The 14333-nt window shown below is 73.1% G+C and carries 11 protein-coding genes; 3 read left to right on the top strand and 8 right to left on the bottom strand.

The genetic code is table 11. The annotated features are described in order from the left end of the window. Window positions 1–34: 34 nt before the first annotated feature. The 5 genes from OG462_RS11085 to OG462_RS11105 all read right to left on the bottom strand — a co-directional run bounded on the left by OG462_RS11085 (window position 35) and on the right by OG462_RS11105 (window position 6797). Entirely contained in the window at window positions 35–3109 is a 3075-nt protein-coding gene (locus OG462_RS11085; RefSeq protein WP_406056872.1) for an NPCBM/NEW2 domain-containing protein, read from the bottom strand. A 115-nt stretch (window positions 3110–3224) separates the two neighbouring features. Further along, window positions 3225–4454 carry a cysteine--1-D-myo-inosityl 2-amino-2-deoxy-alpha-D-glucopyranoside ligase gene (gene mshC / locus OG462_RS11090; protein WP_406056874.1) on the bottom strand — a complete coding sequence of 410 codons (1230 nt, stop codon included), beginning with the start codon at window positions 4452–4454 and terminating at the stop codon, window positions 3225–3227. 191 nt (window positions 4455–4645) lie between these two features. Further along, on the bottom strand, window positions 4646–5452 hold the full coding sequence (locus tag OG462_RS11095; RefSeq protein WP_406056876.1) for an SCO1664 family protein: 807 nt from the start codon (window positions 5450–5452) through the stop codon (window positions 4646–4648). Then, on the bottom strand, window positions 5449–6039 hold the full coding sequence (locus OG462_RS11100; protein ID WP_406056878.1) for a DUF3090 domain-containing protein: 591 nt from the start codon (window positions 6037–6039) through the stop codon (window positions 5449–5451). Before OG462_RS11100 ends, OG462_RS11095 begins: the two co-directional genes overlap by 4 nt. 68 nt (window positions 6040–6107) lie before the next feature. After that, window positions 6108–6797 carry a histidine phosphatase family protein gene (locus tag OG462_RS11105; RefSeq protein ID WP_406056880.1) on the bottom strand — a complete coding sequence of 230 codons (690 nt, stop codon included), beginning with the start codon at window positions 6795–6797 and terminating at the stop codon, window positions 6108–6110. A 130-nt stretch (window positions 6798–6927) separates the two neighbouring features. Between OG462_RS11105 and OG462_RS11110 the strand changes: the two genes are divergently transcribed. After that, window positions 6928–7920 (top strand): magnesium and cobalt transport protein CorA, encoded by a 993-nt coding sequence (locus OG462_RS11110; RefSeq protein ID WP_406066466.1) that lies wholly within the window; start codon window positions 6928–6930, stop codon window positions 7918–7920. Window positions 7921–7944: 24 nt separating this feature from the next. Here OG462_RS11110 and OG462_RS11115 read toward each other — a convergent pair whose 3' ends face one another. Continuing rightward, window positions 7945–8730 (bottom strand): ferritin-like domain-containing protein, encoded by a 786-nt coding sequence (locus OG462_RS11115; RefSeq protein ID WP_406066468.1) that lies wholly within the window; start codon window positions 8728–8730, stop codon window positions 7945–7947. 318 nt (window positions 8731–9048) lie between these two features. Beyond that, window positions 9049–10098 (bottom strand): LLM class F420-dependent oxidoreductase, encoded by a 1050-nt coding sequence (locus OG462_RS11120; protein WP_406066469.1) that lies wholly within the window; start codon window positions 10096–10098, stop codon window positions 9049–9051. 130 nt (window positions 10099–10228) lie between these two features. Between OG462_RS11120 and OG462_RS11125 the strand changes: the two genes are divergently transcribed. Next, window positions 10229–11206: an aldo/keto reductase gene (locus OG462_RS11125; protein ID WP_406056882.1), complete on the top strand. Its 978-nt coding sequence runs from the start codon at window positions 10229–10231 to the stop codon at window positions 11204–11206. Next, the gene (locus tag OG462_RS11130) at window positions 11203–13506 is read left to right on the top strand and encodes a helix-hairpin-helix domain-containing protein (protein ID WP_406056884.1); all 2304 of its coding nucleotides are present in this window, start codon (window positions 11203–11205) and stop codon (window positions 13504–13506) included. The genes OG462_RS11125 and OG462_RS11130 overlap by 4 nt, the downstream gene beginning before the upstream one ends. A 93-nt stretch (window positions 13507–13599) precedes the next feature. Here OG462_RS11130 and OG462_RS11135 read toward each other — a convergent pair whose 3' ends face one another. Further along, on the bottom strand, window positions 13600–14295 hold the full coding sequence (locus tag OG462_RS11135) for a hypothetical protein (RefSeq protein ID WP_406056886.1): 696 nt from the start codon (window positions 14293–14295) through the stop codon (window positions 13600–13602). Window positions 14296–14333: the final 38 nt, after the last annotated feature.

Consider the following 14333-nt stretch of genomic DNA (forward strand, 5'->3'; position numbering starts at 1 on the left):
AGGGGTGCCCGAGGGCGCCCCTCCCGTTCGTGCGTCAGGCGCAGCCGAACCGGGCCGCCGCCCAGTCCGCGTGGTCGCCGCTCTTGGACCCGTTGGTGTCCGTGATCCGCAGCCGGACGTGTCGCGCCCCGGTCACGTCGACGTTCACGGGCAGGGTCGCGGAGGCGCCGGTGAGCCGGGGCGAGGTCCACAGGACCTTGCCGTCGGCCTCGACGGAGAAGGCCACGTCGCCGTAGCCGTTGATCTCGTCGTCGATGCCGACGTCGGCGGTGAAGGTGGTGCAGCGGCCGCCGAGGTAGACCTCGATGTCGGAGTCGGCGTGGGCGCCGATGCCCTTCTCGTAGGTCGTGCCGGCCAGGGTGAGGGTCCGGCCGTCGGCGGCGCCGGATTCACCGTTGGAGCGGTCGCGTTCGGGCGGGCCCCAGCCGTTGGTGGAGCGCAGCCAGACCAGGTCGCTCGCCCAGGCGTCGCCGGTCGGCGGCGGGGGCATCACGCCGACCGCGAACCGCTGGGTGGCGGTGCGGTCGGTGCCCGCGGCGCGGTGCCGGGCGGTGGCCGTGAGGGTGGCCTCGCCGGGCTCCGCGTCCGGGGCGGGGGTGACGGTGACCTCGACCCGGCGGGTGGTGCCGGCCGGGACGCGGTCGAGCGGGGCGGCCGGGGTGACCTGCCAGCCGGCCGGGGCCGCCAGGGAGACCCGTACGTCGGTGGCGTCGCGGGTGCCCGCGGTGACGTCCACGGCGACGGTGCCGGGCGCTCCGGCGCCGAGCTCCTGCGCCGAGGGGACGGCGAGGGCCGCTGAGGCGCCCGGGACGGCGCCGCCGACCGCGCTGGTGTCGGTCAGCTTCAGCTCGAAGCCGCGGCCGGTGGACAGGGCGGCCGTCTTGACCCGGACCACTCCCCCGCGCTCGTCGCGGTCGTACCACCAGCCCTGGGCGGCGGCGTCGAAGGCGGCGCGGGAGGTGTGCGCGGGCAGCTTGCGCCCGTCGAGCCTGACGGTGCCGGGGGCGTCGCCGGTGTGGACGGTGAAGGCGTACGGCCGGGCGGCCGGCTTGCCGGTGTAGGTGCCCTTGCTCGCGCCGATGCGGACGGTGACGTCACCGGGGCCGCCGTTCGGGGCGCTGACCTCGGCGCGCTGGGTGGCGTACTTGCCGGTGCGGTGTTCGCGGGTGACGCCGTCGTCCTCGTACAGCTCGAAGGAGGAGCTGCCCTTCGGGTAGATGTCCCAGGCGAGCGGGGCGTCGGGGGCGCGGTCGGTGTACGAGCGGATGTCGCCGGGCCACATCGGGACGGTCGCCCCGGCCCGTACGAAGAGGGGCAGGGTGTCGAGCGGGGCGCTGTAGTCGTCGACGGTGACGGGGCCCTGGTAGGTGCGCCCGCTCCAGTAGTCGATCCAGGTGCCCTTGGGGAGATAGATGCCGTCGCGCTCCACGGCGTCCTGGTAGACGGGGGCGACGAGGAAGTCCTCGCCGCTGAGGAACTCGTACTTGGCGGCCTCGGTGGAGGCCTTGGGGTCGTCCGGGTACTCCAGGGCGAGCGGCCGGGCGAGGCCGACGCCGGTCTTCGTGGCCTGGTGGGCGTGGCTGTAGATGTACGGGAGCAGCGCCTCGTGCAGCTTGAGGGAGGCGCGGTTGATGCTGGTGTAGGGCTCGCCGTAGCGGAAGGGCTGCTTGTCGTTGGCGGCCCAGCCGTCCATGGTCATCGTGACCGGCAGGAAGGTCTTCCACTGGAGGTCGCGGGTGTACGTCTTGGCGCTGCCGCCGAAGATGCCGTCGACGTCACCGGTGGTGTAGGCGAGTCCGGACATGGACGCGCCCGCGTAGGTCGGGATCTGCCAGCGGATGTACTCCCAGGTGCCTGACTGGTCGCCGGACCACTGGACGCCGCAGCGCTGGGCGCCGGACCAGCTCTCGGGGGCCCAGGTGAAGCCGCGGGCGTCGCTGTGGGCCTCGATGCCGGCGTGGGCGTCCTTGCAGCCGTCGAGGGCGAACTTGTAGCCCTCGCCGACCCAGGCGACGTCGAGCTTGGCGACCCGCTGGCCGGCCTTGACCTGCTCTTCGAGCTTGTCGATGCCGTCCTCGGTCCACAGGCCGAGCTTCATGCCGCGCTCGCCGAGTCCGGCGGAGGCCTCGGCGAGGTTCTCGTAGCCGCAGCCGTAGCCGTCGTTGACGAGCATCCAGCCGTTGGGCATGTCGTTGGCGACGTAGCCGTCGGCGACCTTCAGGGCGTCGAGGGTGCGGCGCTCACCACGGTTGGCGTTGTGGAGGTAGCAGTCGGCGTCGCCGATCTCCAGGCCGTACACGGGCGGCAGGAAGGGCTTGCCGGTGAGCCGGGTGTACTGGCCGATGACGTCCTTGGCGGCGTCGCCGCCGGTGCCGGCGAAGTAGTAGGCGTCGAAGCGCCGTTCCTTCGCGCTGGTGGTGACGGGCTCGGTGAAGGCGTAGGTGTTCGGCGCGTAGGTGTTGCGGTAGACGCCGTATCCGGCGGAGGAGAGGTAGAACGGGACGGAGTTGGGGTGGCCGCCGTCGTTCCAGTTGTAGTCGACGCCGACCTCGACGGTCTTGTCGCGGTGGGAGGTGTTGCCGCGGCCGTTCTGCATGCCGGCGCCGTAGAACTGCTCGGTGGCGCCCCGGGCGAGGGTCTGGGTGGTGCGGTCGGCGTTCCAGCTGAGTCCGCGGGCCTCGCTCCAGAGCGGGGTGCCGTCGGCGCGTACGGCGGCGAAGCGGAGCGGTGACTTGTAGGCGCGCAGGGTCACCTGGGCGCTGCTCAGTTCGTAGCGGTCGCCCAGGTCCCGCCAGCGGGTGGCCGGAGGCGGGCCCTGGGGCAGCGTGATGTCGCTGCCGGTGGGGTCGGTGAACGCGCCGTCGGGGGCGAGTTCGATGCGGAAGGTGTCGGCGGTGACGAAGCTGACCCGGGCTTGGCTCTGGCCGGCGGTCAGCCGGTAGACGGGCCCGTCGGCGGCGAACCCGGTGAGGTCGCCGACCGTGGTGTCGGCCGTGTCGACGTTGTCGGCTGGCACAGCCGTGGCGCTGCCACCGGGTCCGGCGAAGGCCGCGAGGAACCCGAGCAGTGCACCGGCGACTGCAGCTCTCATGCGCATTGATGATTGCATGAGGCCTATTTAGCGCAGAATCGAGCAGCGCGACAGGACAAAAGGGAACCGCCCTCGGACTTCGGCGAGAAGTCCAAGGGCGGTTGCACAAACGACAGTCGGGTACGCGGCCCTGCTACAGGGCGACCCCCAGGAGGGCGTCGACGGCACGGGAGACGAGACCGGGGGCGGAGTCGTCGGTGCCGCCCTCGGCCGCCTGGAGCGCGGCCCAGCGGTCGACCGCGGCGAGCGCGGCCGGGGCGTCGAGGTCGTCGGAGAGGGCCTCGCGGAGCTCCTCGACGAGCGCGTCGGCGGACGGGCCGTCGGGCCGGGACACGGCGGCGCGCCAGCGGCCGAGGCGCTCCACGGCGTCCTGGAGGACCTGGTCGGTCCACTCCCAGTCGGCGCGGTAGTGGTGGGAGAGGAGGGCGAGCCGGATGGCGGCCGGGTCGACGCCGTCACGGCGGAGGCGCGAGACGAAGACCAGGTTGCCCCGGGACTTGGACATCTTCTCGCCGTCGAGGCCGACCATGCCGGCGTGGACGTACGCCTTGGCCATGGGGAATTCACCGGTGAGGGTCTGGGCGTGGGAGGCGCCCATCTCGTGGTGCGGGAAGATCAGGTCGGAGCCGCCGCCCTGCACGTCGAAGCCCATGCCGAGGTGGTCCAGGGCGATGGCGACGCACTCGATGTGCCAGCCGGGCCGGCCGAGGCCGAGGCTCGCGCCGTCCCAGCTCGGCTCGCCCTCGCGGGCGGCCATCCAGAGCATCGGGTCGAGCGGGTTCTTCTTGCCGGGGCGGTCCGGGTCCCCGCCGCGCTCGGCGGAGAGGTGGCGCATCAGCTCGGTGGTGTAGTTCGAGACCTGCCCGAAGTGCGGGTCGGCGTCGACGGAGAAGTAGATGTCACCGTCGAGCTCGTAGGCGGCGCCGGAGTCCCGGAGCCGCTCGACGAGCGGGACGATCCCGGGTATGGCTTCGACTGCGCCGATGTAGTGCTGCGGGGGCAGCATCCGCAGGGCGGTCATGTCCTCGCGGAAGAGGGCGGTCTCGCGCTCGGCGAGGCCGACCCAGTCGATGCCGTCGCGGATCGCGCGCTCCAGGAGCGGGTCGTCCACGTCCGTGACGTTCTGGACGTAGTGCACCTGCCGCTTGGTGTCGAGCCACACGCGCTGAACGAGGTCGAACGCGTTGTAGGTCGCCGCGTGACCCATGTGGGTCGCGTCGTACGGCGTGATGCCGCAGACGTAGATACGGGCGACGGGGCCGGGGGCGAGGGTCACTCGTCCACCGGTCGCGGTGTCGTGGATCCGGAGGTCGCGGCCCTTGCCGGGAAGGGCGGGGACCTCAGAAGCGGGCCAGGCATGCATGACCCGAGCGTAACCGGACAGGTGTTCCGGATACGAACCGGATCCGGGATCTTGACCGATTAGGCGCTCTTGCGGGTCGGAGGCACACGTGCATACCCCCCAGGGGTGCATGGCGCCCCGAACCCTCCTTGGCCGAAAATATTCGGTCCGTTGGAAGGGCCAGGGCCTGACCAGGGCCGGAGCCCGGGACCTCAGACCGGCGGCCAGGGGATCGCCGGCCACTGCCCCGAGGGCTCCGGGTGCCGGCCCGTGGTCCGCAGCGCCTCCACGCGGGCGCGTACGGCCGCCACCTCGGCCTCGGTGAGCAGTTCCGCCAGACGGGCGGCGAGAGGCGCTCCCGGGGCCAGGGAGCCGTCGAGGCCGTCGAGCACCCCGGCCGCCTCGGCGGGCAACTCCTCGCCCGCCCAGCCCCACAGGAGGGTGCGCAGCTTGTCGTCGACGTGGAAGGTGACCCCGTGGTCGATGCCGTAGAGGTGTCCGTCGGGGGCGGGCAACAGGTGTCCGCCCTTCCGGTCGCCGTTGTTGATGACGGCGTCGAGGACGGCGAGCCGCCGCAGGTCGGGGGTGTCCGCGTGGACGAGGAGCGCGGTGCGGTCCTCGTCGACCTGGGCGGGCCCGACGGCCTTCCAGCCCTCGCCGGCCTCGTCGTCCTCGGTGAGGGCCAGCAGCCGGGCCTCGGGGTCGGCCTCGATCCACAGCTGGACCATGCCCTCCCCGTACGGCCCGTTGCGGAGCACGGTCGGCGGGACCAGGCCCCAGCCGGTGGCCTCGGAGATCTCGTACGCGGCGACCTCGCGCTGGGCGAGGGTGCCGTCGGGGAAGTCCCACAGCGGCTGCTCCCCCGCGACCGGCTTGTAGACGCAGGCCGCCTCGCGTCCCTCGTACGCGACGGAGCAGTACAGCACGGCGTTGGAGGCCTCGCGGACCTGGCCGCGGACGGTCAGCTCACCGTGGGCGAGCAGCTCGGCGTCCTGGGGCGTCGAAGGGCTGCTGCTCATGCTCCGCGGCGGTATCCGTTCTGGCGCGGGCAGACATGGCCCTCGGGGTCGAGCGGCAGACTGCACAGCGGGCAGGGCGGACGGCCGGCGTTGACGACGTCCAGGGCCCGCTTCGCGAAGGCGCGCGCCTGGGCGCCGCTGAGGCGGACCCGGAGCATCGGCGGGCCGTTCTCCTCGTCCTGGAGCAGCCGCTCCTCGGCCTCGGCGAGGTCCTCCTCGGAGTCCACGTCGAGCTCCACGAGCGCCTGCGCCTCGACGATCATGCGCTGCTCCTCGCCGTCCCAGGCGAGCGCCATGGTGCCGACCCGGAACTCCTCCTCGACGGGTACGTCGAGGGGGGCGGTGTCGGCGACCTCGGCGGGGGCGACGGCCGGCACCGGTGCGTTGCCCCCGGTGCGGCGGACGACCTCGTCGAGGAGTTCGTCCATGCGCTCGGCGAGGGCGGCGACCTGTGTCTTCTCCAGGGCGACGCTGGTGACCCGGCCGCCGGCGGCCGCCTGGAGGAAGAACGTACGGCGGCCAGGCAGCCCGACCGTACCGGCCACGAAACGCTCCGGTGGGTCGTAGAGGAACACCTGACGGGACACGTTTCCCGGCTCCCTTGCGTCTCGACAGTCGTACTACAGCGGCGCGTCCACCCTACTGCGCGAAGGGATCACGGTGCGCCCGCACCACCCCCGACCTCAGCCGTCCCACTGCTGTCGGGGTGCTCGCGGGGGGCGAAGCCGCCGAAGTCCCCGGTGTCGCCGAGGCGGACGAGGAAGGGGCGCAGGCGCGTGTAGCGGATGACGGTGACCGAGCAGGGGTCGACGTGGATGCGCTGGAAGAGGTCGAGGTGGAGGCCGAGCGCGTCGGCCACGATCGACTTGACGATGTCGCCGTGCGAGCACATGACATAGGCGGCGTCGTCGCCGTACTCGGCCTCGATCCGCGCGTTCCAGTCGTGGACGGCGTCGACGGCGCGGGCCTGCATCGCGCGCATGGACTCGCCGGCGGGGAAGACCGCGGCGGAGGCGTGCGCCTGGACGACCTCCATCAGGGGTTCGTCGTTGAGCTCGGCCAGCTTGCGGCCGGACCAGTCGCCGTAGTCGCACTCGTTGATCCGGTCCTCGACGTGCAGCGGGAGGTCCGGGCGGGCGTCGAGGAGGGGCCGCACGGTCTCCCGGCAGCGCTGGAGCGGGCTGGAGACGACGGCGGCGAGCGGAACGTCCGCGAGGCGCCCGGGGAGCGCGGCGGCCTGCGCGGCGCCCCGCTCGTCGAGGGAGATCCCGGGCGTGCGCCCGGCGAGGACCCCGGAGGTGTTGGCGGTGGAACGTCCGTGCCGGACGAGGATCAACGTGGCCATGCCGGCCAGCCTAGGCGGTGCCCGGCAGCACCCCGCCGTGGCCCGGCCCCGCCCGTCCCGTACGGCCGGATCGGGGCCGGCGGGAGTCCGGGCGGATCCACGCGTGCGTGGCGGGGCCGTTCGATGGAGAATACGGCGCGTGATCGTGGACTCAGCCATCTACCGGGACGGGCGCCGTACGGACGGCCCCGCCGACCTCTCCGACGCGCTCGACGAGGCGCGGGCCACCGGGGACGCGTTTCTCTGGGTGGGGCTCCACGAGCCCACGGAGGCGGAATTCGACCATGTCGCCTCGGAGTTCGCGCTGCACCCGCTGGCCGTCGAGGACGCCCTGAAGGCACACCAGCGGCCCAAGCTGGAGGTCTACGACGACTCGCTGTTCGCGGTGCTCAAGCCGATCGTCTACGAGCCGGAGAGCGACCGGGTCTCCTCGGGCGAGCTGATGCTGTTCATGGGCGACTCGTTCGTGGTCACGGTCCGGCACGGCGAGGGCGCGCCGCTCGCGGAGGTGCGCCGACGGCTGGAAGCCGATCCGGAGGTGCTCAAGCACGGGCCGACGGCGGTGCTGTACGCGGTGAGCGACGCGATCGTGGACCACTACCTCGATGTGGCGGGCGAGCTCCAGGTCGACCTGGAGGAGCTGGAGGCGGACGTCTTCGCGCCCACCGGGGGCAATCCGGCGAACACCGCGGAGCGGATCTACACGGCGAAGCGGCAGGTCCTGGAGTTCCGGCGGGCCAGCGGTCCGCTCGCCGGGCCGGTGGCCCGGCTCACGGGCGGTTCGGTGCCGTTCGTGAACGAGAGGTCGCAGCCCTTCTTCCGGGACGTCAACGACCATCTGCTGCGCTCCAACGAGCAGGTGGAGGGGCTCGACCGGCTCCTGTCCGACGTGCTGTCGGCCCATCTCGCGCAGATGGGGGTGCGGCAGAACGACGACATGCGGAAGATCTCCGCCTGGGCGGCCATGGCCGCCGTCCCGACGATGGTCGCCGGCATCTACGGCATGAACTTCGATCACATGCCGGAGCTGCGGTGGGTGGGGTCGTACCCGGTGGTGATCGTGGTGATGGCCGGCATCGTCGTCACCCTGTACCGCATGTTCAAGCGGCGCGGCTGGATGTGAGCCGCCGGGAGTGAGGCCGCCGCTTCAGAAGGCCGGGGCGGGGGTCGCGGGCCCGCCCAGGGCGTCGAGCCGCTCGGGCATCCTCAGGCCGACCATCCGGTGCCAGCCCGCGGCGCGCTCGTACGCGTACGTCCCGCGGATGCCGGCCGCGAGGACGGCCGCCTTGGGGCGGGGCCAGCGCAGGATCCGGCCCATGTGGCCCATCACGGCGAGGCTGACGTCACGGTAGACCTGGATCTCGACGAGGGCGGACTCGCGCAGGGTCCGCTGGATGAGCCGGCCGTGCCCCGCGCGCGCGAGGCGGAGCAGTTCCTCGTGGCAGTAGGCGAGGTGGTTCACCTCGTCGTTGTCGATCATGTGGATGGCCTTGCCGAGTTCGGGATGGTCCCCGAAGTACGCGACCAGCATGTTCATCTGGTCGGCGGCGCGCTGCTCGGTGACCCGGCTGTGGGCGAGGTAGACGATGACGTCCTGCTCGCTCAGCCGCTCCTCGCGGCGCAGCTTGTCGTGCGCGAGGCCGATGCCGCGCTGTTCGAGCAGCATCGTGTAGTCGGTGTCGGGCGGCACCGGGACGGGTTCGAGGCCGCGCTTCTTCATCAACGCGTTGAAGATCCTGCCGTGCTTGTCCTCGTCGGCGCCGTGCCGGATGATCTTGGGCGTGAGATCGCTCATCCCAGGCGCGACGAGCGCCGCGATCCGGGCGTTCTCCCAGCCGCCCTGGGACTCACCGCTCGCCGCGATCGAGCAGAAGAGCCGGAAGGACTCGTCGTTGTCGATGATCTCCTGGAACAAGCCCTTGGCCGTGAGCATCGCCGCCACCTCCGTGCGCATGTCCGCACTCCGTCCGGCCCCCGGGAGAACGAGTCAAATGCGCTCCGGGGCGACGGGCAACAGGAGGGCCGGGCGGCTCGGCCGAAAGAGTGAGTCCGAAGGGCGTAACCGGGGGCCCGGTGAAGCCGTTGTGCTGCATGACGGCCGTGGCGGGGAAGACCCCCCGAGCCCCCACCACGGCCGCAGAACTTCTCCCGACGGCGTTCTCGCACCGATCGGCCTCTGGCGGCCTCACGGCTTCGACCGCCTGCGCCGGACTCCGTCCGTCGAGTCCGGCCCAGGTGTACGGCCGCAGGCCTAGGCCAGGCCCGCCAGCTCCATGGCCTCCACGCCCGCCCGCAGCGCCGCAAGCCGCTCGTCCAGGGTGAAGCCGGCCGGGGCGAGGGTCAGGGTCGTGACCCCGGCCTCGGCGTAGGCCGTCATCCGCTCGGAGATCCGCTCGACCGAGCCGAGCAGCGAGGTCTGGTCGATCAGGCTCTGCGGCACGGCCGCGGCCGCACCCGCCTTGTCGCCGGCCAGGTACTTGTCCTGGATCTCGGCGGCCTCCTTCTCGTAGCCCATGCGCTGCGCGAGCTGGTTGTAGAAGTTCTGCTTGCGGCTGCCCATGCCGCCGACGTACAGCGCGGTGTACGGGCGGAACACGTCGGCGATGGCGTCGACGTCGTCACCGAGGGCGAGCGGCACGGTCGGACAGACGTCGAAGCCGTCCATCGTCAGCCCGGCCTTCTCCCGGCCCGCGCGGATGTGCCGGAGCGCGGTCTCCTCCAGGTGGGCGGCGGAGGGGAAGATCAGCAGGGCGCCGTCGGCGATCTCACCGGTCTGTTCCAGGTTCTTGGGGCCGATCGCGGCGATGTAGAGCGGGATGTGCTCGCGCTCCGGGTGCACGGTGAGCTTGATCGGCTTGCCGGGGCCGCCGGGGAGCGGCAGGGTCCAGTGCTCGCCCTCGTAGCTGAGTCGCTCCCGGGTCATCGCCTTGCGGACGATCTCGACGTACTCGCGGGTCCTGGCCAGCGGCTTGTCGAACTTCACGCCGTACCAGCCCTCGGACACCTGCGGTCCCGAGACGCCGAGGCCGAGGCGGAAGCGGCCACCGGTGAGCGAGTCGAGGGTGGCGGCGGTCATCGCCGTCATCGCGGGCTGCCGGGCCGGGATCTGCATGATCGCGGAGCCGACGTCGATCCGCTCCGTCTTCGCCGCGACCCAGGCGAGGACGGTCGGTGCGTCGGAGCCGTAGGCCTCGGCGGCCCAGCAGACGTCGTAGCCGAGGCGGTCCGCCTCCTGGGCGACGGCGAGATTGTCGCCGTCCATGCCCGCACCCCAGTAGCCGAGGTTGATGCCGAGCCGCATGTCCACGCACCCCTTACCCATCGGTAACGTCCTTGTGGGCGGGACTCTAGCGCGCGGCCGGGACATCCGTCAGGACGCGGTTGTCCACAGGCTCTCTCCGCGTGGTGCCCTGGCCAGTAATCTCGCGCCCATGGAGCAGAGGCATCTCGGACGTACCGGCCTGCGTGTGTCGCGCATCGGACTCGGCACCCTCACGTGGGGCCGGGACACCGACGAGCACGACGCCGCCGAGCAGTTGAAGTCGTTCTGGGACGCGGGCGGCACGCTCGTGGACACCGCCGACGTGTACGGCGGGGGCGAGGCGGAGTATCTGCTCGGGCGTCTCATGGAGCGGCTCGTCTCCCGGCAGGACCTCGTCCTGTCGACCAAGGCGGGCAGCGTGCCGGACCCCGACCGGCGTACGGACGGCTCGCGCGGGCATCTGCTCGCCGCGCTCGACGCCTCCCTCGCCCGGCTCGGCACGGACCACGTGGATCTGTGGCAGCTGCACGCCTTCGACCCGTACACGCCCCTGGAGGAGTCCCTCCAGGCGCTCGACATCGCGGTACGCAGCGGGCGTGCGCGGTACGCGGGCGTGGCGAACTTCTGCGGCTGGCAGCTCGCCAAGGCGGGCACCTGGCAGCTCGGCGGGGACCGGACCCGGCTCGCGGGGGCGCAGCTGGAGTACTCGTTGCTGCAGCGGGGCGTGGAGCGCGAGGTGCTGCCGGCGGCGCAGGACCTCGGGATAGGCCTGCTGCCCTCGTCGCCGCTCGGGCGCGGGGTCCTGACCGGGAAGTACCGCAGCGGGACTCCGTCCGACTCGCGGGGCGCGTCGGAGACGATGGCACCGTTCGTGGAGCCGTACCTGGACGAGGCGGCGAGCCGGATCGTGGACGCGGTCGCGACGGCGGCCGACGGACTGGCGACGACCCCGCTGCATGTGGCGCTCGCCTGGGTACGCGACCGGCCCGGAGTGACGGCCCCGATCGTCGGCGCGCGCACGGCACGCCAGCTCGCGGCCGCGTTGTCGGTGGAGACCCTTAGTCTTCCTGACGAGATCTGTCGGGCGCTGGACGATGTGTCGGCGCCCGTGCACCGCTATCCGGATCACGACTGGAGCACCTTGTGACCGAGCCTTCCGGGGAGACCGCGCCCGAGGCACCCGAGGACGTGGCACCCACCGAGGACGTCCAGGAGGACGTACAGGAGGGAGCCGCCGAGCCGGAGGAGCCGGGGACGGCCGAGGAACCGACGACGGCCGAGGGGTCGGACAGGGCCGAGGAGCCGGCGACGGCTCAGGAGCCCGACGCGGCCGAGGCTCCGGAGGAGCCGACCGCCGAGGCGCCTCAGGAGCCCGTTGTGACCGAGGCACCTCAGGAGTCCGCCGCGGCAGAGGCTGCCGACGTGGCTTCCGAGGAGCCCGCCGCGTCGGGCGATGCCGCCGACAAGGCCGCCGACACGCCCGAGTTGAGCGACGCGCAGGCCGAGCTCGCCGCGCAGCGCGAGCTGCGGGCCAGGATCGAGGCGCGGAAGGCCGAGAAGGAAGGGCCCCTGGCCAGCGGCGCCAAGCTGAGCGGCACGGCGGCCGACCTGCTCGCGGCCGTCCGGGCCGTGGAGGGCGGCGCCGCCTCGGGCAGCACGTTCTACGAGTCCCCCGAGCCCGCACCCCGCCGCACCGCGCCCGAGGCGGCCCCCACCGTGACCGTGCGGCCCCCCGTACCGGCGCAGGCGTCCGTGCCGGCGCCCGGCACCACCACCGCCGTGCGGGAGGTCCTGGCCAAGGGCGGCGCCCCCGAGGCGCTGGCCGGGCAGGTCGCCGCCGCGCTCGGCGAGGGCGCGGCCCAGACCCTGCTCGACGACCCGTGGCAGCTGCTCGCGGTCTCCGGGGTGCGTCCCGAGCAGGCCGACGGCTTCGCGCGAGCGCTGCTCGGCGCCGTGTGCGGCCCCGACGACCCGCGTCGGACGGTCGCCCTGACGGTGTGGCTCCTGGAGCGGGCCGCGCTCCAGGGACACACGGCGCTGGAGATCGGGACCGTGCGCGCCGGACTCGCCGGGCACGCGGTGCCCGATCCGGAGTCGGCGGTCGAGGAGGCGGTGTCCACGGGCGCGGTCCTCGTCTTCCAGGAGGAGGAGACCGCGGAGGAGGAGCCCGAAGGGGACGAGGAGTCGCCGGAGGCCGTCGCCGAGGAGCCGGCCTCGCCCGTGCTGCTCGGGCTCGACCGGTACGCGCTCGCGGAGGAGAGCCTCGCGGACGGCCTCGCCCGGCTGGTCAAGACGGCGACGGCCGACACCTGGGAGGGCTCCGAGCTGGAGCGTGCCGCCGGTGCGCACGGCCTCGTCCTGCACACGGGCGGCGAGGCCTCCCGCGCCGAGCCGGTGGCACTCGCCGCGGCCGCCCGCGAGCGCGGGCTGCGCACCCTGGTCGCCGTCCACGCGGACGGCGGACGCCGGGCGGCGGGCCCCGCCGGGGCGGACGCGGTGACGGTCGCCGCGCTGCTCTCCGGAGCGGCCGGCCCCGGCCGCGACGAGGAGGGCGCCTTCGCCCTGGACCTCCTGGTGGTGCTCGACGCGCCGCAGCTGGACGTGGAGACGGCCGCGATGCTCGTGGAGTCGCTGCCCGACGGCTGCCGTCTGGTGCTGAGCGGCGACCCGGCGGTGCTGGGCGCGCCCGGTGCCGGCCAGGTCTTCGCCGACGCCCTCGCGGCCCGGGTGTGCCCGCGGATCGCCTCGCGCGTGCCCGACCCGGGGCCGCTCGGCGAGCTGGTCTCGGGCATCGGCGCCGGGGAGCTGAACCAGGTCGAGGCCCCCGGCAAGGAGATCGTGATCGTCCCGGTGCGGGACGCCGGCGAGGCCGTGCACCGTACCGTCCAGCTGGTGGCCGACTCGGTGCCGCGGGCGATCGGGGTGCCGCCCGAGCAGACGCAGGTCGTCACGGTCGGCCACGGCGGCTCGGCCGGTACGCGCGCGCTGAACGCGGCCCTCAAGCAGCGGCTGAACCCCGGCCCCGGCCGGTTCGGCGGCTACGACCCGGGGGACCGCGTGGCGTACGCGCCCGTGCCGGGACGGACGGTGACGGGCACAGTCCTGTCGGCCGACGCCGAGGGGCTGCGGCTCCGGTGCGGCGACGAGGAGCTCCTCGTACCGAAGGAGCGGGTGGAGTCGGCGCTGCGGCACGGCTGGGCGCTCACCGCGCACCAGGCGGCCGGGGCGCGCTGGCCCGCGGTGGTCGTGGTGCTGCCGGGCGACGCCGCCGGGGGGCTGAGCAGGCCGTGGGTGTACACGGCCTTCGGTCGTGCGGAGCGGCATCTGTCGGTCGTGCACGGCGTGGACCAGGCGCTGGCCCGCGCGGTGGCCGAAGGGGTGGCTCCGGAGCGTACGACGCGGCTGAGGCCGCTCCTGGAAGCGCTGCTCACCACGCCCGAGGAGTAGGGGCCCGAGGAGCAGGGGCCGGAGGCGCGGAACGGCGGAGGGCCGGGACACCACGATCGGTGTCCCGGCCCTCCGCCGTCTCCCCACGTCCCCTCAGGAGCCGGAAGCGCCGGCCCCTGCCTCCCCGTGATCGTCCTCGTCCTCGTGTTCCCCGTCGTCCTCCCCGTCGTCCTCGTCCTCGTCGAAGACGGAGCTGACGTCGAAGCGGCAGACGATCCGCTCCGGATCGGCGTGCTCGAAGGGGGCGTTGAGCCACTCCCCCGGTTCCGGGAGCTCCTCGGCGGCGGTGACCCAGAGCGTGGAGTCGCCCTCCTCCAGGCCGAACTCCTTGTGCCGGGAGGCGATCTCGTCCGGTTCGTACTCGCCGAAGAGCACCCCCAGTGCGGCGAGCGGCGAGACTCCGGCCCTGGCGGCCGGTCCGGTGGCGTCCGCCTCGCCGTCGATCTCGGCGACGCGGCGGGCCTGGGCGAGCAGACGCTGCGGTTCCGCGACGGCGTAGTCGCGGCGGATCAGGAGGCTGAGCGCGTGAGGTTCGTCAGGTCCGGCGTACGGCGGCAGCGCGCCGTCCGCTCCGGGGATCTCGAAGGGAGTGACCTCGTCGTAGCGGTCGTAGAGGAGTTCGTCGTACGCCTCGGCCGCCGCGGCGAGGGCGTTGAAGGCTTCGTAGACGGCAGTGTCGTCGTCCCCCGTGCGGCGTTCGACCGCCGCGAGGTGACGGTCCAGTGCGGCTTTGACCGCCTCGGCGGCGGCACGTACCTCGGCAGCGGTGGGCTGCGCAGCATCAGACATGGGACGCACGCTATCCGTAGCGACCCCGTGCCCGCACA

Source organism: Streptomyces sp. NBC_01077 (assembly GCF_045162855.1).
Lineage (GTDB): Bacteria > Actinomycetota > Actinomycetes > Streptomycetales > Streptomycetaceae > Streptomyces.